General features: G+C 44.1%; 5 protein-coding genes. 1 reads left to right on the plus strand and 4 read right to left on the minus strand.

Translation table 11 applies throughout. From position 1 onward, the window contains the following. Positions 1–50: 50 nt before the first annotated feature. Positions 51–1,706, minus strand: coding sequence for an IgGFc-binding protein (locus HWV58_RS12350; protein ID WP_175634389.1), 1,656 nt, complete (start codon positions 1,704–1,706; stop codon positions 51–53). A gap of 658 nt (positions 1,707–2,364) precedes the next feature. On the opposite strand from HWV58_RS12350, the gene HWV58_RS12355 reads away from it, so the two are divergent. Then, positions 2,365–2,550 (plus strand): hypothetical protein, encoded by a 186-nt coding sequence (locus HWV58_RS12355; RefSeq protein ID WP_175634390.1) that lies wholly within the window; start codon positions 2,365–2,367, stop codon positions 2,548–2,550. A 19-nt stretch (positions 2,551–2,569) separates the two neighbouring features. Here the strand turns inward: HWV58_RS12355 and HWV58_RS12360 are convergent, their stop codons facing one another. The 3 genes from HWV58_RS12360 to HWV58_RS12370 form a co-directional block, all read right to left on the minus strand. Further along, positions 2,570–3,217 (minus strand): response regulator, encoded by a 648-nt coding sequence (locus HWV58_RS12360; RefSeq protein WP_039479279.1) that lies wholly within the window; start codon positions 3,215–3,217, stop codon positions 2,570–2,572. Positions 3,218–3,328: 111 nt separating this feature from the next. Continuing rightward, complete coding sequence (locus HWV58_RS12365) at positions 3,329–4,303, minus strand: PorP/SprF family type IX secretion system membrane protein (protein ID WP_235972722.1); 975 nt, start codon at positions 4,301–4,303, stop codon at positions 3,329–3,331. 12 nt (positions 4,304–4,315) lie between these two features. Continuing rightward, positions 4,316–23,731: a DUF7507 domain-containing protein gene (locus tag HWV58_RS12370; protein ID WP_175634391.1), complete on the minus strand. Its 19,416-nt coding sequence runs from the start codon at positions 23,729–23,731 to the stop codon at positions 4,316–4,318. Between the last annotated feature and the right edge of the window lie 15 nt (positions 23,732–23,746).

Genomic DNA, 23,746 nt, shown 5'->3' on the forward strand with positions numbered 1-23,746 from the left:
TGCTGTTACAGTAAATTTTACTGATCCGTTTACTGCAGGAGTTGAATTATCTACCGTTTTGGAATTGCCCTGTCAACATTACATAAAGCTACAGTTACAGGTAAAGATTGTGCGCTTGTACCACAACTTAGTCTAGAGGTAATGGTATATGTTCCTGATTCGGTTGGAGTGTAACTGTTCCCGGTTGCACCAGCAATTGCCACTCCATTAAAGTACCATTGAAATGGCGCAACGCCTGAAGGATCCGCTGTTAAGGTTGCACTATTACAGCTTGGTTGAGTGAGCGTTGGTTTAAGCGCCTGCTCGGGCAAAGGCGTAATAAAATTTGACATGGAATAACCACCACCACTTTGTACCATGGCAATGTTCATCCTGGTAGCACTTGTAAAGGTTAAGGCTGCTGGTGTACCAATGTTTGCATTGGTAAAATCGATAATATAATTTCCGGTACTTCCCAGTTGTCGCCTTACGCCAACCCCAGCAATAGTTTCTATGTCGGTATTGGTATAGTTTGTAGTCCCCCCGGTTGTGGTTAAAAATACCTTATCGGTTGCACTTTTAGTGGTGATATAGCCAAAATAAGGCAGATCTCCACCACCGCTGCCCCTAAATTTATAGGTTTTGGCCACTAAACTACCTCCACACGAAGTTACCGGAGCCAATGTAAGCATATCCACCTCACATCCATCTGCTGTACCCGAATAGGCTACCACATTCTTAGTTGCCAAAATCCTTGATGTACTGTATTGACTTCCTGAAACACCGTTTACGATGGTTACAAAACTACCCGCCGCAACTAAATTATAAGTATTTGTTGAGGTTAAAGTACCATTAGCATTATAATTGGTTACCGTTAAAGTGGTATTGGCTTGCGTGGCCACAATAGTGGTTTGCTCTGCAGTAGAGTTACCCGCACTTCTAATTACCAGGTATTCGCTACCTAACGAGGTAACTGGTGGCACCGGATTAAAAACACCATCACCACAGCCGGCAGGTGCATCTAAATTAGAGCCTGAGTTCATTACTACAGGAGCCGAACTTTCTACTAATCCGCCAATGGGCGTTTGGAAAATATAACTTTGTCCAACATTTAAAGTCGTAATAGCCGTTCCGTTTAATTTCACGGTGGTATTATTCTCAATCGCCATTACACTGTACACCACATTACTTAAGCCATCCCGGTAATAACCTACCCTGAAAGAAGTACCTATAGCTGCATCTCCAAAACTGAATAGCGCCGAATTTCCTTTAATATTGGCATCAGTATAGGCATCAGAAGCCACGTTACGGATGTTTACCGTAATCGGGTTATTACCTTCTACAATAATTCCACGATCGTTTAATATGGTATTTAAGGCATTGGCCGAAACTGAATTTGGGTTCCCTACGAAGCGATAAACGGCAGGTGCTGTTGGCGTTGGCGTAAGCGTAGTAACCAGGGTTCCGTCACTTTTCTTAACCGTTACCGATGTTCCGGATGTATTGGTAGTAACTACCAGTTCGTTCGCCTGGCTCCAGTATTGCCACGGAGCCGGGGCAATATAATGTGTTTTATAAGTTTGTGCTTTCGTTAAGCCAATATTGGCGAGCAAAAACAACATCAAAAAGACTAAAAAGCGACTAAAAGCGTTTGCCAATGGTTTAAAAAAACCAAAAGTTTTAGACAAAGAAAGGCACAAGGAATGAGAAGGTAAATTTTTATTCATACACGGCAGATGATCGTCATAATTGAAAGAGCACTGTTGTAATAAATTTATTTCGTGCTATTCCACATCCCCCTACTTACGAAATTTTAAAACCTGTGGTTTTAAGAATACAATAAATTTTTACTCACTGCTTCAATCAGCTGCAAAGATATATTATTAAGTATCACGTTTTTTACCTGCACAACGAAAATCGTACAATTAATCCTACAAAAAAGTTATATTTTGATTTCTATCAAAAAAATCATTGCCTGGATGTGCCTAATCGAATGTTTTAAACTTATTGTGTTTTGCAATTGTTGATCTGGATCAATTACTGACTCACAACCTACAGCTATATAGCGATTTATAGGCATCTGGGTCAAAGCTTAAATCAGATAGAATTTAAATATGTAAACCTGAAAAGCAGATAAACATGATTCAGTTTGTTAACATTACCGGATTGTAGCTGTAGAAAGTAAGGCAATACACGATTTTGTGTATAACCGCCCGAAAATTTGTATCAAAATTGTACAGCAGGGTTTACACCGCTTTGTATGTTTAGAAGGCCGGATAGCGGTTGAAGCAGGTCAGCTGATCTGCAATACAAAAGCAGCAAAGACCAGCCCATCCAAACCTTTACCTGTTTTAGTATGTTCTTCTTTAACTAAATACGAAGATCATGAGTACAGAAAAGAAAGACAGCATAGGAGAAAATAAGGAGAATGCGAAAGGAACTTCAAAAGAAAAAGCCTCTTTTGATCAAAATGGAGCAGGCTCGTCGGATAAATTTGGACAGGCAGGCTCCACTCACAACGAATCGGGAGAGAGCGGTTTGGGCACCAAAAATAAGAACAGGGAAAGATAAAAAGAGTAAAATACTCTTTTTATCTTTCGTAAATGCTCATTTTTTCGGCAAGTTCGATAATACTCTTTATTTTCAGTTTTTGAAAAAGCCTCAACTTATACGTACTTACAGTACCCATTTGAAGATTTAACTGATTAGAGATCTCCAATACACCAATACCTTTGGTTAAAAGTTCTGCTACTTCAAGCTCTCTGCCCGAAAGTTTGGTAAAAGGATTATCGGCATCGTTACCCAATATGCTATTGAACATATTTTCTTTAACGTTTCTGCTCGAATAACGGCTACCCGCTAAAATTGTGGTAATTGCAATCACAATTTCTGATTCTTCAGCATTTTTAGTTAAGTAACCCGATGCGCCCGATTTCAAATAAGGAACCGCGTAGATATTCTCATTTAATGAAGAAAATACCAGGATTTTTGCATTTGGCTGAACCAATTTAAGTTGATCGATTACCTTAAGGTTGTTTCCACCCGGCAAGTTTACATCAATGATAATTAAACTCGGCGATTTCTCTGCTTCAACAAGGGCTTGCTCAAGCGTTGATGCATGGATAATTTCGACACCTGGCCAAAAGTCTGATATTAAACCTTTTAAGCCACGACGAATGATCTCATGATCGTCGGCAATAAGCACGGTGAAGCCGCTAACAGCATTTTTTGTCTTCATTGTTTTTATAATATTGTGCAAGTTAATAAAAAGTTATTTTTTTGTACGCTAATGTAAGTTATTTTTTGTCCAAAAGTGTAAATATTATTATACACAATTAAGTTATTTTGTTTAAAACACCCTTGGGGTGGCTAATCTGATGTTTTGCCTGATAAATGAATAGGCAATAGAAATCTCATGAGTGCCGCTGCTATAGCCTTGTAAGGGCCCAATTGAGAAATCATAGCCATAACCTATCCTGATTTTTTCGGAAGGAAAAATCTGTATTGCTGCAACAGCAGAGTTACGTGGCGTAAGATCTTTCTGTAAGTAACTTTTATCATACAGTTTTACTCCTGTGCGGTAAGAACCGCCTACCCAGATAAAATCTTTGATCATTAAAAAAGCATTTAAATCTAAGCTGGTTGGCCCGCCACGATCGTCTTTCAGCAAAAATGACGGCTTAAGCTGAAAATTTTCTGAAAGTGGAAACAATGCACCTGCAGTTAAATAATAATGTGGTTTGGGTTGCGGAATAAATGCATAACGATCAATATCGATATAAGTAGCAATCAGGTTATCGACCGAGAAACCTGCATAATATTTATCGTTGGCAAAATACACCCCTGCCCTGGCATCGGGCACAATGGTGCTTTGCATGCCTACCGGTTGATTAGGCTCCGGATTGTTGGGGTTCAGCATCGAACCATCTATACCCAACTGTGCCATCCCTACGCCAAAACCTAAAGCCAGACGTGAGCTGCCATCATCGTTCAGCCTGATTCGGTAAGCATAGTTACCATAAATACTCAGGTTATTTTGCGCGCCCAGTTTATCGCTTGCTATTTGCAGGGCCAAACCCACATTTCCACTGTTGGCAATTGCATCGACCGCCAGCGACATGCTTCTTGGTGCACCGGTAATTCCCGTCCACTGGCTACGGTAAAAGCTATGCACATTTAACACTTCTTTATAACCTGCGTAGGCCGGATTAATGTAAATGCCGTTAAACATGTACTGACTGTACTGGGCATCCTGCTGTGCAGATACAGGCTGCAAAAGCAACAAAAAAGAACCTGCTATCAGCCAAATTAATTTCTTCATCATTTCAGTTTCGTATTAGTTCTTAAATGCCCTGATTAATGTAATGTAACCTTTAAACACTTTTAGTTCGCTGCTACCCGATTTACGTACACGTAACAGATAGTAGTAGGTACCTTCGTTCAGCCCCTCCCCTGTCCAGCTGTTCTGGTAACCTTTGGCGCGGTAAACTTCGTTACCCCACCGGTTTACAATAGTCAGTTCGTTTTCGGCAAAATTGGCCAGTCCGTTTATTTCGAAAGTATCGTTAATACCATCGCCGTTTGGTGTAAACAGGTTCGGGATAAGCAAATCATCGCCCGAAATGGTGGCAGCATCTGCCAGTACGGTATTGTTATTTGGCACCGGATCGGGCTGATCGGCTTTTACCGTAGCACTATTATTCAATATACCTGTAGCCAGTGTACGAGATTTGAAGGTTAAGGTTGCCGACTGGTTTAAATCCAGACTGCCAACCAACCACACAAAATCACGCGTTGTGGTACTGTAAGTAGTAGTACCCACGGTTACAGTAATCTCTTTTGGCGCATCGATAAGCGTTGTTAACCTATCGGTAACGGTAACACCAGTAGCCTTATTTGCTCCCTTATTGGTTACGGTAATTTTATAGGTTACGTCAGATCCAGTCCTGATTTCGCCTTTGGTCATCAGTTCTTTGGTGATTACCAGATCGGCCGATTTATCTACATCCATAATTACCTCAGGCTTAATCACTGTTCCGTTTGGAGCAGTCATTGTAGCTACGTTTTTAATGGTATTGTAGCTATTTACATCTGGTGCAACTTTAGCATCGAAAGTGAGCACTGTGCTCGAATTAGGCTGCATATTGATAGTCCATTTCAGGCTGTTGCCTGTTACCGTTCCATAACCCGACACCGAACCCGGTACGTAGGTTAAACCTGCCGGAAGCTCATCCGTAATGGTTACCCCGTTTAAGGCCGAACCGCCGGTATTGCGCACCTGTAAGGCATAAGTTAATACTTCGTTTGCCTGTGCCTTACCATCTTTATTGCCTTTGTTATCGGTTACCGATTTACTGCCTTCTAACTTACCTTCGGTTGGGATTACAACTGCCGGATTTAATGGCGATGCGATATTGGCCGGATCAACCACTGTTGCAATGTTATTGATGTTTAAAACGCCTGAAGGAAGGGCTGCATCAACAATCACTTTGAAAGTTACCACCACCTGTCCGTTTGCTGGTATGCTTAGGTTACTCCAGGTTAATACATTGCCTGCCAATACAGCACCTTTATCGGCACTAGCCGTAACATAAGTGGTATTAGCCGGTACCTGATCGGTAATTTTAACACCTGTGCGGTTTGTAGTACCGTTATTACGCACCACAATGCTATAGGTTAATACTTCGTTAGGCTCGGCCTTGCTATTGTTATTGGCATCAGTAACCGTTTTGGCACTCGCAATGCGCGGCAGCTCTAAAACTGTCGGACTGTCGTTATCTTCAGCCGTGCCCGAAATATCGGTAACCTTATTCCCTGCCGGAGTACTTGCCGTAAGTGTTGCGGTATTACTTACCGAACTTACATTTTTCTCGGCCTGGGTAATGGTGTACACTACGGTGGCTACAGCAGTTTCACCAGGTGCAATACTTGCCGGCGTAAAAGTAATCGTTGAAGGGATTTTAGCATCAACCAGGTTAAAGTTGCCTAAAGTAACATTACCTGTGTTTTTCGCTGTGAATGTATAAGAAACCGTATTGCCATCAGCACTTAGGGCACCTGTTTTAACCAAAGTTAAACCCGGAGCTTCAGGAATAATATAAACTGTCGGATCGTCTGGTGCCAAAGTTTTTGGATTATCAGACAGCTTGGCCAGCTTGTTACCCACACCATAATTAGCCGTTAAACTGGCCTGGTTTACAAATTTTCCGTAATCGATTTCAGGCTGGGTTAACGTATGTCGTGCCAGGATCATAGCTGTTTCTGCTGGCTCTAATTTGGCAATAACCGCAGGTGTAATGCTACCCGCATCGGCACCCGGATCGGTTACTACGATATTGGTTAAGGTGATATTACCGGTATTGGTTACCTGGATACTGTATTCAATCACCTTGATTACGCCGGCACCGCTGGCTACCAATTTGGTAAACCTTACAGATGGATCGGCAACAATTGGCGAGAAAGTAGCATCATCGGCAGCAGGTGTAGCCGGATTATCAGACACTTTGGTTAAAGTATTTCCCTGCGGATCTTTAGCCGTTGCATTTACCTGATTGCTGAAACCACCTGCATTTACATCACTTTGTTTTACGGTATGTTTAGCGCTAATGCTCACCGTTTCGCCAGGTAATACGCGGCTAATATTAGCAGGTATTAAACTTCCGGCATCAGCATTTGCATCTGTTAAAGCAATATCGGTTAAGGTTACATTACCTGTATTTTTGAAAATAATGTTGTAATTAATTACGTCGCCGGCTTTGGTTGCTGTATTTGCAGCAGCTTTGGTTAAAGTATAAGCAGGCGAAGGAACCAGTTTCGTTACAGTAGGATCGTTAGGCGTGGTGGTAGCCGGATCATCTGATAACTGGGTAATCGTATTTCCTTTACTATCGGTAACTTTTACAGTAGCCTGGTTGGTAAAGCTACCTGAATTGACCTCACTTTGTGTTAGCGTATGTTTAGCCACAGCATTAATACTTGCTCCAGGTGCCAACGTTGCAATGCTTGCCGGCTGTATGCTACCTGCATTTGCTGCTGCATCGCTCAATACCAGATTACTCAATGTAGTGCTACCGGTATTGGTAATGGTGAAGGTATAATCGATTGATTCGCCAGCCTTGGTACCTACTGAAGTGGCAACTTTGGTAAAGGTAAACGACGGACTGCTCAGCACCGGTGTTTCAGTCGGTGTATCGTTACTTCTTCCGCTACCCGAAATATCGGTTACGGTATTGCTAGCAGGTGTTTTTGCAGTTACCGAAGCCGTATTGCTTACTTTTCCGGCATCTTTATCACTTTGAGTAAGGGTGTAAACTTCATTATAGGTTAAACTGGCACCTGCCGCCAAAGTACCCGGTAAGGTTTTGGTGAGGGCCAGTTTACTATCTACCAGTACAATATCATTGATGGTTACATCGCCGGTATTGGTAATGGTAAAAGTGTAGGTAATCTGGTTTCCATCGGCACTTAAGGCACCTGTTTTAACCAGTGCGATACCGCCTTTTAATAATGGCGTAGTTACCGAAGATTGATTATTGGTATTTTCAGGATCATTTGTTCCGACAGGTGCGGTTAAAGACACCTGATTAACCAGCGACAAGCCTGAATAGCCTGCTGCTACTTTTCCATTCACTACTAAACTTACTTCATCACCTGTCAATAAATCAGCCGATAAGGTAAAGGTATTTCCAGTTGCACTGTAAACGCCACCTGTAGCTGTGTAGGTAATATTTTCAAGTCCGGCCGGAAGGTTTTCTGTTACGCCTATCGATTTTCCACTTAAAACAGTAGCCGGACCATTGTTTTTGATTTTAATGGTATAGCTGATATTTCCGCTGGTTTCTACACCGCTAACATTGGCTGTTTTGCTGATCTGAAGATCGCTGCTCCAATCCGGAATGGTAACCACAACTTTAGCTGTAGAAGTCTTGGTCGCATCCAGTTTATCGGTAATGGTATAGGTCAGGTTATATACCCCTGGAAGTGTTTTAGCTGCTACATTTACATTTCCGCTGGTAACATCGATGTTGATATTCGGGTTATCAGTTGAATTTTGGGTGATTGAAACGGTTCCGGTTGTTGCGGTCGAAACTGCATTATAAAGGTCGTTCACTAAAATATCGGCAACTGCAGTACCTCCTGTAAATCCATTAGCAGTACCGGCATCATCTTTTGCTAAAATTGCACCTGTACCAACGGTAATGGTTACTGTAGCTGTTTTAGTTTGACCAGGGTTCAGTTTATCTTCGATCTGGTAAACCAAAGTATAAGTTCCGGCAGGTGTGTTTGGTGCTACATTCACTTTTCCGGTGGTCACATCTAAACTTACATTAGGATTGCTGCTCGAAACCTGGGTTAATTTAACATCAGCCAAAGTTGCAGGGTTACCGTTATAAGTATCGTTTACCAATACATTTTCTACTGCGGTGCCTCCGGTAAAGCCGTTTGCATTTCCAGCATCGTTTATAGCAACCATGGCTGGGGCAGTAACAGTAATGGTTACCGTAGCTTGCCTTGTTTGAGCAGGGTTCAGTTTATCTTCAATCTGGTAAACCAAAGTATAAGTTCCTGCAGGTGTGTTTGGTGCTACATTCACTTTTCCGGTGGTCACATCTAAACTTACATTAGGATTGCTGCTCGAAACCTGGATTAATTTAACATCAGCCAAAGTTGCAGGGTTACCGTTATAAGTATCGTTTACCAACACATTTTCTACTGCTGTGCCACCGGTAAAGCCGTTTGCATTTCCAGCATCGTTTGTAGCAAGCATCGCTGGTGCGGTAACAGTGATGGTTACCGTAGCTTGCCTTGTTTGAGCAGGATCTAATTTATCTGCAATTTCGTAAACTATCGTGTAAACACCTGCCGGGGTATTAGGTTTAACATTAACCTCTCCGGTTGTTGTATTAAGTGTAACGTTCGGATTAGTTGTTGAAACCTGACTAAGCGTCACCTCACTTAATCCAGGCGCAGCAGTTGTTCCGTTATAAGTATCATTTGCTAATACATTCGCCACTGGAGTCCCTCCTACTAAACCATTAACACTTCCCGTATCGTCTTTTGCTGTAAGCGTTCCCGAAGCTACCGTTACTTTTACTGTAGCAGTCGAAGTTTTGGTCGCATCCAGTTTATCGGTGATGGTGTAAGTTAAAGTATAAACGCCAGCCGGAGTATTCGCTGCTACACTCACTGCACCTGTTGCAGGATCGAGCGTTACTTTTCCGTTGCTATCATTTGTACCGTTGGTGATCGTTACATCCGCCAAAGTTGGCGCGGTTGCAGTACCATTGTAGGTATCGTTTGAAAGTACGTTTGCAACAGCTGTTCCGCCGGTTACCGAGTTTGCAGATCCTGCATCGTCTTTCGCTAAAATCGCACCTGAAGCTACTGTTACTTTTACGGTTGCAGTCGAAGTTTTGGTCGCATCCAGTTTATCGGTGATGGTATAGGTTAAAGTGTAAACGCCAGCCGGAGTGTTCACTGCTACGCTCACTGCACCTGTTGCAGGATCGAGCGTTACTTTTCCGTTGCTATCGTTAGTGCCGTTGGTGATGGTTACATCTGCTAAAGTTGGGGCAGTTGTGGTACCATTGTAGGTATCGTTTGAAAGTACATTCGCTACTGCAGTTCCGCCAGTTACGGAGTTTGCTGTACCAGCATCATCTTTAGCCAATATCGCACCCGAAGCTACCGTTACTTTTACTGTTGCAGTCGAAGTTTTGCCTGCATCCAGTTTATCGGTAATGGTATACGTTAAGGTATAAACACCAGCCGGAGTATTCGCTGCTACGCTTACCGCTCCTGTTGCAGGATCGAGCGTTACTTTTCCGTTGCTATCATTTGTACCGTTGGTGATCGTTACATCCGCCAAAGTTGGCGCGGTTGCAGTACCATTGTAGGTATCGTTTGAAAGTACATTTGCAACAGCTGTTCCGCCGGTTACCGAGTTTGCAGATCCTGCATCGTCTTTCGCTAAAATCGCACCTGAAGCTACTGTTACTTTTACGGTTGCAGTCGAAGTTTTGGTCGCATCCAGTTTATCGGTGATGGTATAGGTTAAAGTGTAAACGCCAGCCGGAGTGTTCACTGCTACGCTCACTGCACCTGTTGCAGGATCGAGCGTTACTTTTCCGTTGCTATCGTTAGTGCCGTTGGTGATGGTTACATCTGCTAAAGTTGGGGCAGTTGTGGTACCATTGTAGGTATCGTTTGAAAGTACATTCGCTACTGCAGTTCCGCCAGTTACGGAGTTTGCTGTACCAGCATCATCTTTAGCCAATATCGCACCCGAAGCTACCGTTACTTTTACTGTTGCAGTCGAAGTTTTGCTTGCATCCAGTTTATCGGTGATAGTATACGTTAAAGTATAAACACCAGCCGGAGTATTCGCTGCTACGCTTACCGCTCCTGTTGCAGGATCGAGCGTTACTTTTCCGTTGCTATCATTTGTACCGTTGGTGATCGTTACATCCGCCAAAGTTGGCGCGGTTGCAGTACCATTGTAGGTATCGTTTGAAAGTACATTCGCTACTGCAGTTCCGCCGGTTACTGAGTTTGCCGAACCAGCATCATCTTTCGCTAAAATTGCACCCGAAGCTACCGTTACTTTTACGGTTGCAGTAGAAGTTTTGCCTGCATCCAGTTTATCTGTAAAGGTATACGTTAAAGTATAAACGCCAGCCGGAGTATTCGCTGCTACGCTTACCGCCCCTGTTGCAGGATCGAGCGTTACTTTTCCGTTGCTATCGTTGGTACCATTGGTAATGGTTACATCTGCCAAAGTTGGTGCAGTTGCAGTACCGTTGTAGGTATCGTTTGAAAGTACGTTTGCAATAGCTGTTCCACCAGTTACTGAGTTAGCTGTACCGGCATCATCTTTAGCCAATATCGCACCTGAAGCTACAGTTACTTTTACTGTTGCAGTAGAAGTTTTGCTTGCATCCAGTTTATCGGTGATGGTGTACGTTAAGGTATAAACGCCAGCCGGAGTGTTTGCTGCAGCGCTTACCGCTCCTGTTGCAGGATCGAGCGTTACTTTTCCATTGCTATCATTTGTACCGTTGGTGATCGTTACATCTGCTAAAGTTGGTGCAGTTGTGGTACCGTTGTAATTGTCATTCGCCAAAACGTTCGTTACAGCCGTTCCACCAGTTACCGAGTTTGCCGAACCAGCATCATCTTTCGCTAAGATTGCACCAGAAGCTACCGTTACTTTTACTGTTGCAGTAGAGGTTTTGCTTGCATCCAGTTTATCGGTGATGGTATAAGTTAAGGTATAAACACCAGCCGGTGTGTTTGCTGCAACGCTTACCGCGCCTGTTGCAGGATCAAGCGTTACTTTACCATTGCTATCGTTTGTACCGTTGGTGATGGTTACATCAGCTAAAGTTGGTGCAGTTGTGGTGCCATTGTAGGTATCGTTTGAAAGTACATTCGCTACTGCTGTTCCACCAGTCACTGAGTTAGCTGTACCAGCATCATCTTTAGCCAATATCGCACCAGAAGCTACTGTTACTTTAACCGTAGCGGTTGAAGTTTTCGTGGCATCCAGTTTATCTGTGATGGTATACGTTAAGGTATAAACACCAGCCGGAGTGTTCGCAGCTACGCTTACCGCACCTGTTGCAGGATCGAGTGTTACTTTTCCATTGCTATCATTTGTACCGTTGGTGATGGTTACATCTGCTAAAGTTGGTGCAGTTGTGGTACCGTTGTAGCTATCGTTTGAAAGTACATTCGCCACTGCTGTTCCACCAGTCACTGAGTTAGCTGTACCAGTATCGTCTTTCGCTAAAATTGTACCAGAAGCTACCGTTACTTTAACAGTAGCGGTTGAAGTTTTCGTGGCATCCAGTTTATCGGTGATGGTATAAGTTAAAGTATAAATGCCAGCCGGAGTGTTCGCTGCAACACTCACTGCACCTGTTGCAGGATCGAGTGTTACTTTTCCGTTGCTATCATTTGTACCGTTGGTAATGGTTACATCTGCTAAAGTTGGCGCAGTTGTGGTGCCATTGTAATTGTCATTCGCCAAAACATTAGCTACAGCTGTTCCTCCGCTTACCGAGTTTGCAGATCCTGCATCGTCTTTGGCCAATATCGCACCCGAAGCTACCGTTACTTTTACTGTTGCAGTAGAAGTTTTGGTCGCATCCAGTTTATCTGTGATGGTATACGTTAAGGTATAAACACCAGCCGGAGTGTTCGCTGCCACGCTCACTGCACCTGTTGCAGGATCGAGTGTTACTTTTCCGTTGCTATCATTTGTACCGTTGGTGATGGTTACATCTGCCAAAGTTGGTGCAGTTGTGGTACCGTTGTAATTGTCATTCGCCAAAACGTTCGTTACAGCCGTTCCACCAGTTACCGAGTTTGCCGAACCAGCATCATCTTTGGCCAATATCGCACCTGAAGCTACCGTTACTTTTACTGTTGCAGTAGAAGTTTTGCTTGCATCCAGTTTATCGGTGATGGTATAGGTCAAGGTATAAACGCCAGCCGGAGTGTTTGCAACCACGCTTACCGCTCCTGTTGCAGGATCGAGTGTTACTTTTCCATTGCTATCATTTGTACCGTTGGTAATGGTCACATCTGCCAAAGTTGGAGCAGTTGTGCTGCCGTTGTAATTGTCATTTGCCAAAACATTAACTACAGCTGTTCCACCGGTTACTGAGTTTGCCGAACCGGCATCGTCTTTAGCCAATATTGCACCCGAAGCCACGGTTACTTTTACTGTTGCAGTAGAAGTTTTGCTTGCATCCAGTTTATCGGTGATGGTATAGGTCAAGGTATAAACACCAGCCGGAGTATTCGCTGCAACGCTTACCGCTCCTGTTGCAGGATCGAGTGTTACTTTTCCGTTGCTATCGTTAGTACCATTGGTAATGGTTACATCTGCTAAAGTTGGAGCAGTTGCAGTACCGTTGTACGTATCGTTTGAAAGTACATTCGCTACTGCAGTTCCGCCGGTTACTGAATTTGCCGAACCAGCATCATCTTTGGCCAATATCGCACCAGAAGCTACCGTTACTTTTACGGTTGCAGTCGAAGTTTTGCTTGCATCCAGTTTATCGGTGATGGTATAAGTTAAGGTATAAACGCCAGCCGGAGTATTCGCTGCAACGCTTACCGCTCCTGTTGCAGGATCAAGTGTTACTTTTCCGTTGCTATCGTTAGTGCCGTTGGTGATGGTTACATTAGCAAGATTCGCCTGAGCACCATTATTATAAGTGTCATTTCCTAAAACATTAGCTACCGCTGTTCCACCAGTTACGGAGTTTGCCGAACCTGCATCGTCTTTCGCTAAAATCGCACCAGAAGCTACCGTTACTTTTACTGTTGCAGTAGAGGTTTTGCTTGCATCCAGTTTATCGGTGATGGTATATGTTAAGGTATAAACACCAGCTGGGGTGTTCGCTGCTACGCTCACCGCGCCTGTTGCAGGATCAAGTGTTACTTTTCCATTGCTATCATTTGTACCGTTGGTGATGGTTACATCTGCCAAAGTTGGAGCAGTTGTGGTACCGTTGTAATTGTCATTCGCCAATACATTCACTACTGCTGTTCCGCCGGTTACTGAATTTGCCGAACCAGCATCATCTTTGGCCAATATCGCACCAGAAGCTACCGTTACTTTTACTGTTGCAGTAGAGGTTTTGCTTGCATCCAGTTTATCGGTGATGGTATATGTTAAGGTATAAACACCAGCTGGGGTGTTCGCTGCTACGCTCACCGCGCCTGTTGCAGGATCAAGTGTTACTTTTCCATTGCTATCATTTGTACCGTTGGTGATGGTTACATCTGCCAAAGTTGGAGCAGTTGTGGTACCGTTGTAATTGTCATTCGCCAATACATTCACTACTGCTGTTCCGCCGGTTACTGAATTTGCCGAACCAGCATCATCTTTGGCCAATATCGCACCAGAAGCTACCGTTACTTTTACTGTTGCTGTCGAAGTTTTAGTTGCATCCAGTTTATCGGTGATGGTATAGGTTAAGGTATAAACGCCAGCCGGAGTGTTTGCTGCTACGCTCACTGCACCTGTTGCAGGATCAAGTGTTACTTTGCCATTGCTATCGTTAGTACCATTGGTAATGGTTACATCTGCCAAAGTTGGCGCAGTTGCAGTACCGTTATAAGTATCGTTTGCCAAGACATTCGCTACCGCTGTTCCACCGGTTACTGAATTTGCAGAACCAGCATCGTCTTTAGCCAATATCGCACCCGAAGCTACCGTTACTTTAACAGTAGCGGTTGAAGTTTTCGTGGCATCCAGTTTATCGGTGATGGTATAAGTTAAGGTATAAACGCCAGCCGGAGTATTTGTTGCAACGCTTACCACTCCTGTTGCAGGATCAAGCGTTACTTTTCCGTTGCTATCGTTGGTACCATTGGTAATGGTTACATCAGCCAAGGTTGGTGCAGTTGTGGTACCGTTGTAATTGTCATTCGCCAATACGTTTGCAACAGCTGTTCCGCCGGTTACTGAATTTGCCGAACCAGCATCATCTTTAGCCAATATCGCACCAGAAGCTACCGTTACTTTTACTGTTGCAGTAGAGGTTTTGCTTGCATCCAGTTTATCGGTGATGGTATATGTTAAGGTATAAACACCAGCTGGGGTGTTCGCTGCTACGCTCACCGCGCCTGTTGCAGGATCAAGTGTTACTTTTCCATTGCTATCATTTGTACCGTTGGTGATGGTTACATCTGCCAAAGTTGGAGCAGTTGTGGTACCGTTGTAATTGTCATTCGCCAATACATTCACTACGGCTGTTCCGCCGGTTACTGAATTTGCCGAACCAGCATCATCTTTGGCCAATATCGCACCAGAAGCTACCGTTACTTTTACTGTTGCAGTAGAAGTTTTGCTTGCATCCAGTTTATCGGTGATGGTATATGTTAAGGTATAAACACCAGCTGGGGTGTTCGCTGCTACGCTCACCGCGCCTGTTGCAGGATCAAGTGTTACTTTTCCATTGCTATCATTTGTACCGTTGGTGATGGTTACATCTGCCAAAGTTGGAGCAGTTGTGGTACCGTTGTAATTGTCATTCGCCAATACATTCACTACGGCTGTTCCGCCGGTTACTGAATTTGCCGAACCAGCATCATCTTTGGCCAATATCGCACCAGAAGCTACCGTTACTTTTACTGTTGCAGTAGAAGTTTTGCTTGCATCCAGTTTATCGGTGATGGTATACGTTAAGGTATAAACACCAGCCGGAGTATTCGCTGCTACGCTTACCGCTCCTGTTGCAGGATCGAGTGTTACTTTTCCATTGCTATTGTTAGTGCCGTTGGTGATGGTTACATCTGCCAAAGTTGGCGCAGTTGTGGTGCCATTGTAATTGTCATTCGCCAATACATTCGCTACAGCTGTTCCACCGGTTACTGAGTTTGCCGAACCGGCATCGTCTTTGGCCAATATCGCACCAGAAGCTACCGTTACTTTAACCGTAGCAGTAGAAGTTTTGGTCGCATCCAGTTTATCGGTAATGGTATAAGTTAAGGTATAAACGCCAGCCGGAGTGTTTGCTGCAACGCTTACCGCTCCTGTTGCAGGATCAAGTGTTACTTTTCCGTTGCTATCATTTGTACCGTTGGTGATCGTTACATCTGCTAAAGTTGGAGCAGTTGCAGTACCGTTGTACGTATCGTTTGAAAGTACATTCGCTACTGCTGTTCCGCCGGTTACTGAATTTGCCGAACCAGCATCATCTTTGGCCAATATCGCACCAGAAGCTACCGTTACTTTTACTGTTGCAGTAGAAGTTTTGCTTGCATCCAGTTTATCGGTGATGGTATACGTCAAGGTATAAACACCAGCCGGAGTATTCGCTGCAACGCTTACCGCTCCTGTTGCAGGATTAAGTGTTACTTTTCCGTTGCTATCATTTGTACCATTGGTAATGGTTACATCTGCCAGAGTTGGGGCAGTTGTGGTGCCATTGTAGCTATCGTTCGAAAGTACATTCGCCACTGCGGTTCCACCAGTTACAGAGTTAGCTGTACCTGAATCATCTTTGGCCAATATCGCACCCGAAGCCACAGTTACTTTTACTGTTGCAGTAGAAGTTTTGCTTGCATCCAGTTTATCGGTGATGGTATAAGTTAAGGTATAAACGCCAGCTGGGGTGTTCGATGCAACACTCACTGCACCTGTTGCAGGATCAAGCGTTAATTTTCCGTTGCTATCATTTGTACCGTTGGTAATGATTACATCAGCCAAAGTTGGAGCAGTTGTGGTACCATTGTAATTGTCATTCGCCAAAACGTTCGTTACAGCCGTTCCACCAGTTACTGAGTTTGCCGAACCTGCATCGTCTTTGGCTAATATCGCACCTGAAGCCACTGTTACTTTTACTGTAGCGGTTGAAGTTTTGCTTGCATCCAGTTTATCGGTGATGGTATACGTCAAGGTATAAACACCAGCCGGAGTATTCGCTGCAACGCTTACCGCTCCTGTTGCAGGATCGAGTGTTACTTTTCCGTTGCTATCGTTAGTGCCATTGGTGATGGTTACATCTGCCAAAGTTGGCGCAGTTGTGGTGCCATTGTAATTGTCATTCGCCAAAACATTAGCTACCGCTGTTCCACCGGTTACCGAGTTTGCAGAACCAGCATCATCTTTCGCTAAGATTGCACCCGAAGCTACCGTTACTTTTACGGTTGCAGTAGAAGTTTTGCTTGCATCTAGTTTATCGGTGATGGTATAAGTTAAGGTATAAACGCCGGCCGGAGTATTCGCTGCAATGCTCACTGCGCCTGTTGCAGGATCCAGCGTTACTTTTCCGTTGCTATCGTTAGTACCATTGGTAATGGTTACATCAGCTAAAGTTGGAGCAGTTGTAGTGCCATTGTAATTGTCATTCGCCAAAACATTCGCTACTGCTGTTCCGCCGGTTACTGAATTTGCTGTACCTGAATCATCTTTGGCTAATATCGCACCCGAAGCCACTGTTACTTTTACTGTTGCAGTAGAAGTTTTGCTTGCATCCAGTTTATCGGTGATGGTATACGTCAAGGTATAAACACCAGCCGAAGTATTCGCTGCTACGCTTACCGCTCCTGTTGCAGGATCGAGCGTTACTTTTCCATTGCTATCATTTGTACCGTTGGTGATGGTTACATTAGCAAGATTCGCCTGAGCACCATTATTATAAGTGTCATTTCCTAAAACATTAGCAACAGCTGTACCACCTGTTACAGAATTCGCCGTTCCGTTATCGTTTACCGCTACTATTGCTCCGTTTACCAAATGAACTATAACTGTTGCCTGTTTTACATTTCCAGGGTTTGCTTTGTCCTCAATCTGATAAACCAAAGTATAATCTCCCACTGGTGTGTTTGGAAGCACTTTCACCTCGCCGGTAGCCGGATTGATTGAAATATTTGGATGACTGCTCGAGATCTGGGTTATGGTTACATTTGTTAAGGTAGCCTGATTTCCATTCAGTTTATCGTTAAGCAAAACATCTGCAACTGCAACACCACCACTTACTGCGTTTAATGTACCTTCATCATTGGCAGCATAAACACCTGTAGCAGTTACTGTTGGTGTATCGTTAGTTGCGGTTGTACCGGAAACATCAGTTACATTTCCGTTCAAAGGATTTTTCCCAGTAACTGTTGCCATATTACTTACCGAACCCGCTACTTTTTCTGCTGCTGTGATGGTGTAGCTTGCGTTGGCAGTTGTACTGGCTCCCGGAGCTAAAGTTGTTGTGGCTAATGTAATCGGCCCGGTTACTTTACTATCGGTTATCGCCAGATTATTAAGCGTAACGTTACCTGTATTTTTAACCGTAAACACATAAGCAATGGTATTGCCATTCAGGTTAAGCGTACCGGTTTTAACTAAAGTAACGGCAGGTGAAAGCGTAATGTTAACATCTGCAGTTGCTGTTTTCGCTGTTGGCAACTCCGTAGTCTGAACACTCGCTGTATTGGTAATTTTTCCAGAATTATTAAGCGGTTTACCATTGTTATTTAAATCAGCCTGAGCTACAGTATAAGATCCACTATAAGTCCAGGTCTCCCCTTTTTCTAAAATATTATCCGCATTTCCTGTTTTTACCGGATTACTTAAAGTCCCACCTAATAACGGATCGCTAACAACCACATTGGTTTGATTTGCATTTCCGGTATTGGCCACTGTTACCGTATAGTTAATGGTATTTCCAGCCTGATTAACTGTAGTTACATCGGCTACCTTTACGATCGAAATCGATGAACAAACCGGAACATTTACGGTAACAGTAAATGAGTTTCCAACACAGGCACCAGCTACCGTTGCTTTCGGCGTTACAGTATAAGTTATGGTTTGTGCTGCATTACTGGTATTAATTAAAGTTTGGTTAATGGTATTTCCTGAGCCATTTGCAGCTCCGGTTACGTTGCTGTTTGAACCAACAGTCCAGGTAAACGATGCCGGCACAGCATTTCCACCATTTGCGGTATTATCAACATTTGCAGTTTGAAGGTTATAAGTGAAAATACCTGTACAATCAACTGTTTTGGTATCATTAAAGCCTTTTGGGGTTTGGTAAATCGTTACGGTAATCTGCGTACGGCTTGCACTCTCGCAGCTGTTTGCAGTCTGACTGGCATAATAAGTTCCATTCGTTAAAGCTGTGGTCGAAGCCAAAGCAGTTCCACCGGTTGCCTGGGTATACCATTTAACTGATGTACCGCTTGCTGTTAAATTAGCTACTGTTGCATTGGCGATCTCACAGAAAGTTTGGTTGCTCGCTGTTGGTGCTGGCGTTGCAGTAATGGTTACTGTAATCTGTGCACGGCTTGCACTCTCGCAGCTGTTTGCAGTCTGACTGGCATAATAAGTTCCGTTTGTTAAAGCAGTCGTCGAAGCCAAAGCGGTTCCGCCGGTAGCTTGTGTATACCATTTAACCGATGTTCCGGTTGCAATTAAATTAGCAACAGTTGCATTCGCGATTTCGCAGAAAGTTTGGTTGCTGGCTGTTGGTGCTGGCGTTGCAGTAATCGTTACTGTAATCTGTGCACGGCTTGCACTCTCGCAGCTGTTTGTAGTCTGACTAGCATAATAAGTTCCGTTTGTTAAAGCAGTGGTCGAAGCCAAAGCAGTTCCGCCGGTAGCTTGTGTATACCATTTAACTAATGTTCCGGTTGCAGCTAAATTAGCAACAGTAGCATTGGCGATTTCGCAAAAGGTCTGGTTGCTGGCGGTTGGTGCCGGTGTTGCAGTAATCGTTACAGTAATCTGCGCACGGCTTGCACTCTCGCAGCTATTCGCAGTCTGGCTTGCATAATAAGTTCCGTTTGTTAAAGCTGTAGTCGAAGCCAAAGCAGTTCCACCAGTTGCTTGTGTATACCATTTAACTGATGTTCCGGTTGCAATTAAATTAGCAACAGTTGCATTCGCAATTTCGCAGAAAGTCTGGTTGCTGGCGGTTGGTGCTGGCGTTGCTGTAATGGTTACTGTAATCTGTGCACGGCTTGCACTCTCGCAGCTGTTTGCAGTTTGACTAGCATAATAAGTTCCATTCGTTAAAGCTGTGGTCGAAGCCAAAGCAGTTCCACCTGTAGCCTGGGTATACCATTTAACTGATGTTCCGCTTGCAGTTAAATTGGCAACTGTAGCATTGGCGATTTCGCAGAAGGTCTGGTTGCTCGCTGTTGGTGCTGGTGTTGCAGTAATGGTTACTGTAATCTGTGCACGGCTTGCACTCTCGCAGCTATTCGCAGTCTGGCTTGCGTAATAAGTTCCGTTTGTTAAAGCTGTGGTCGAAGCCAAAGCGGTTCCGCCGGTAGCTTGTGTATACCATTTAACCGATGTTCCGGTTGCAGTTAAATTAGCAACAGTTGCATTCGAAATTTCGCAGAAAGTCTGGTTGCTCGCTGTTGGTGCTGGTGTTGCAGTAATGGTTACGGTAATCTGCGCACGGCTTGCACTCTCGCAGCTGTTTGCAGTTTGACTAGCATAATAAGTTCCATTCGTTAAAGCAGTGGTCGAAGCCAAAGCGGTTCCACCGGTAGCTTGTGTATACCATTTAACTGATGTGCCGGTTGCAACGAGGTTAGCTACTGTAGCATTGGCAATCTGGCAGAAAGTCTGGTTACTGGCTGTTGGTGCTGGTGTTGCAGTAATCGTTACTGTAATTTGTGCACGGCTTGCACTCTCACAGCTGTTTACTGTTTGACTTGCATAATAAGTTCCATTCGTTAAAGCTGTAGTTGAAGCCAAAGCAGTTCCACCAATTGCCTGGGTGTACCATTTTATATTGGCTCCGGTTGCAACTAAATTGGCAACAGTTGCGTTGGCAATCTCACAGAAAGTTTGGTTGCTGGCAGTTGGTGCTGGCGTTGCTGTTCTAACCAATACATCAAAAGTAAAGGTAGCGCCCGTGCAACCATTATAGTTTGGTGTAACGGTATACCGAACTGTTGCATCGGCACCCGAGGTATTAGATAAAACCTGCGAAACTGGTGCTGAAACAGGAGTTGTTTGATTTGAAAAGCCGGTAGCTGTTCCGCTAACCAGAGCAGCTGTCCAGCTGTACGTTGTACCACTAACGTTACTGGCAGGAGTTACGCTAAATGCCGAACCCGAGCAGGCAGTAGTTCCTGATGCACTGGCAGTAAGCGTTGGCACCACATAAACTGTAATGGTAAATGCATTACCCGAACAACCCGAATAGGTTGGGGTTACTGTATAAGTGGCGGTTTCAAGAGCCGTTCCTGAATTAGTCAGGGTTTGATTTACAGCCAGCTGACTTGTGCCCGCAGTTCCACCTGTAATATTCGCAGAAGACATTACCGGAGCCGACCAGGTATAGGTTGTTCCATTAGGTACATCAACCGGGCTAAAATTAAAGCTACCCGTTTTGCAGATATAATAAGTTTGATTTGCAATTACCGGCCTTGGAGTTACCGTTACCGTTGCAGTTCCCGAAATGGCATTTGTACAGCCATTACCCGAAACTATGGCACGGTAAGTAGTGGTAACCGGAATATTGGTATAATTTAAGGTTGTACTGGTATTGGCAATCGCAGTCCAGTTGATATTATCGGTTGATGATTCCCAACGTACCACGGTAGCTGGTGCACCTGTTAAATTTAAGGCTCCATTCGATCCTGAACATACTGTGGCAGCTCCGCTAATGGTTCCGGTTGAGTTAATTGTAACAGTATGTGTTGCGGTTTTATTTCCGCACGGACTGGCTGCTACAGCTGTAATGGTTGCTGTACCATTATAATTGGCCGACCAGGTTACACTACCGGTCGAAGCATTAATAACACCTGAAGTAGCCGGGCTAATGCTATATGTAATGCCAGTAGTATTACTTGCCGTTGCCGTATAACTTTGCACGGCAGCGCCCTGACAACGGCTAGAAGTAGCACCCGCAGCAAACACCGGTGTTGATACAGCCGGGCGAACCGTTATCGATCCGTTTGCAGTAGTAATCGTTGTAGATGGTAAAGTGTAAGTTGCTGTTACTGTATAATTGTAAGTTCCTGCATTCGATACCGTACCACTGTTAATGGTCAGAATGGTATTTCCGCCTGAGGTGGTGGTTCCGTAAGTTAAACCCGAAGAACCTAAACCTGAAACCAATACAACCGGCGTTCCGGTAATTAGATAAGTAATGGCCGTGGTGGTTCCTCCAACACAAATCGATTGTGCATCTGTTCCTGCGCCCGATGTTAAAACAATATCAACTGGAGTTACACTCGCCGAAGCTGTATTGTTGGAGGTTACCGGATCGCTTTGCGGCCCAGTTACCGTAGCGGTATTGGTATAGTTGCCTGAATTTTTTACAATGGCCTTTATGGTTAAGGTAACGGTTTGGCCCGAAGCCATACTACCAATCGACCATAAACCGGTTGTCGGATCGTAGCTTGTTCCGGCAGTAGTTGTATTCGAAACATAAGTATATCCCGAAGGAAGGATATCCGTTGCCGAAACCCCAATTGCATTACCTGTTCCCGATACCGCTCCTGAAGCTACATCCGAGTTTTTTACAGTAACAGTAAAATTAACCGTTGCACCTTTTGCAGGCGAAGCATTGTCGACGGTTTTATTAAGTACCAGATCAATATTACACAAAGCAATGGTTACCGGTAGTGACTGCGAACTAACGCCGCAATCCAGCATTGAAGTAATGGTATACGAACCCGATACCGCAGCACGATAAGTTGATGAAGTTGCACCTGCAATAGCCACCCCGTTAAAATACCATTGGTAAGGGGCAGTACTGTTCGGATCGGCGCTTAATAATGCCGAAGCACAGTCCGACTGTAAATAAGTTGGTTTACCAGCTTTCTCCGGAAATGGCGAAAGAAAGTTCGACATCGAAAAACCACCACCCGATTGTACCATGGCTACAGTAAGCCTGCTGTTACTGGTGATGAAAAACGAGTTTGGATTACCAATATTTGCGTTATCAAAATCAACTGCATACGCCCCTGTGCTTCCCAACTGCCTGCGCGTACCCACCCCCGGAATGGTTTCAATATCTGTATTCGTAAAGGCCGGAGAACCACCGGTAGTAGTCAGGTAAATTTTATCGGTCGGGCTCTTAGTAACCAAGTAAGCGAAGTAAGGTAAATCAGTCAGGTTATTGGCTCTGAATTTAGCAGTTTCCGCTTTTAATGAACCTCCGCACGAATTTAAAGGTGCAAGGGTAGCAATATCCACCTCGCATTGATTCGCTGTTCCGGAATAGGCTACCACATTTTTTGTAGCCACAATCCGCGAGCCCGAAAATGGGTCGCCTACCTGAACGTTACCGGTTCCTGTACCTGTTTCAATACCATTTGGAAAAGTAATGAAACTACCTTCTGCAATCAGGTTATAACTATTGGTAGATTGAAGCACACCGTTGTGATCAAAATTCATTACGGTTACGTTTGTATTGGCTTCGGTAGCAATTACGGTTGTTTGTTCTGCCGTTTTATTTCCCTTTCCCCTGATTACAACGTACTCATTACCCAGCGAGCTAACCGGAGGAACTGGGTTGTATGCACCATCACCACAGGCCTCTGGTGCATCTACGTTAATACCCGTATTCATTACCGCCGGACCAGATGTTTCTACCAAACTACCCATGGCAGCCTGCAAAATATAACTCTGACCTGCGTTTAAAGTCGTAACGGCTGTACCATTTACTTTAACCGTAGTATTATTCTCGATAGCTAAAACGCTGTAAACCGGTCTGATGGTTGAAACCGAAGCACTCACGCCATTCAAGTCTCCGTCACGGTAGTAACCTACCCTGAAAGTATTGCCAATAGCCGCGTCGCCAAAGCTGAACAGCGATGCATTTCCTTTAATATACTGATCGTTGGTTGAGCTATATGATCCTGACGGAATATCATCAGAAGCAATATTTCGAACATTTACTGCAATCGGGTTATTACCGGTTACAATAATTCCTGCGCCGTTTAAAATGGTATTAAGACTATTTTTTGCCAATCCAACCGGATCGCCCGAAAACCGGTAAACCGCCGGGGTTCCTGGTGTAGGCGTTAATGTTGTTATTAAAGTACCATCACTTTTCTTCACGGTTGCCGAAGTACCAGCAACGTTTGTAGATACGATGATTTCGTTTGCACTACTCCAATACTGCCATGGTGCCGGGGCAATATAATGTGTTTTATAAGTTTGTGCATTAACTGAAGCGGTCGAAAACATTAAAAACAATGACAAAATCATTAGTTTAAAATAATTTTCTTTAGGATAACCTGAGAAGAGGAGCTGTATCAATTTATTCATTTTCCACCTGGAAAT

The sequence above is a fragment of the Pedobacter ghigonis genome (assembly GCF_903166585.1).
Classification (GTDB): domain Bacteria; phylum Bacteroidota; class Bacteroidia; order Sphingobacteriales; family Sphingobacteriaceae; genus Pedobacter; species Pedobacter ghigonis.

Coding starts and splice junctions, on each gene's coding strand:
- HWV58_RS12360 (WP_039479279.1), bottom strand. CDS start 3,217: ATGAAGACAAAAAATGCTGTTAGCGGCTTCACCGTGCTTATTGCCGAC.
- HWV58_RS12350 (WP_175634389.1), bottom strand. CDS start 1,706: ATGAATAAAAATTTACCTTCTCATTCCTTGTGCCTTTCTTTGTCTAAA.
- HWV58_RS12365 (WP_235972722.1), bottom strand. CDS start 4,303: ATGATGAAGAAATTAATTTGGCTGATAGCAGGTTCTTTTTTGTTGCTT.
- HWV58_RS12355 (WP_175634390.1), top strand. CDS start 2,365: ATGAGTACAGAAAAGAAAGACAGCATAGGAGAAAATAAGGAGAATGCG.
- HWV58_RS12370 (WP_175634391.1), bottom strand. CDS start 23,731: ATGAATAAATTGATACAGCTCCTCTTCTCAGGTTATCCTAAAGAAAAT.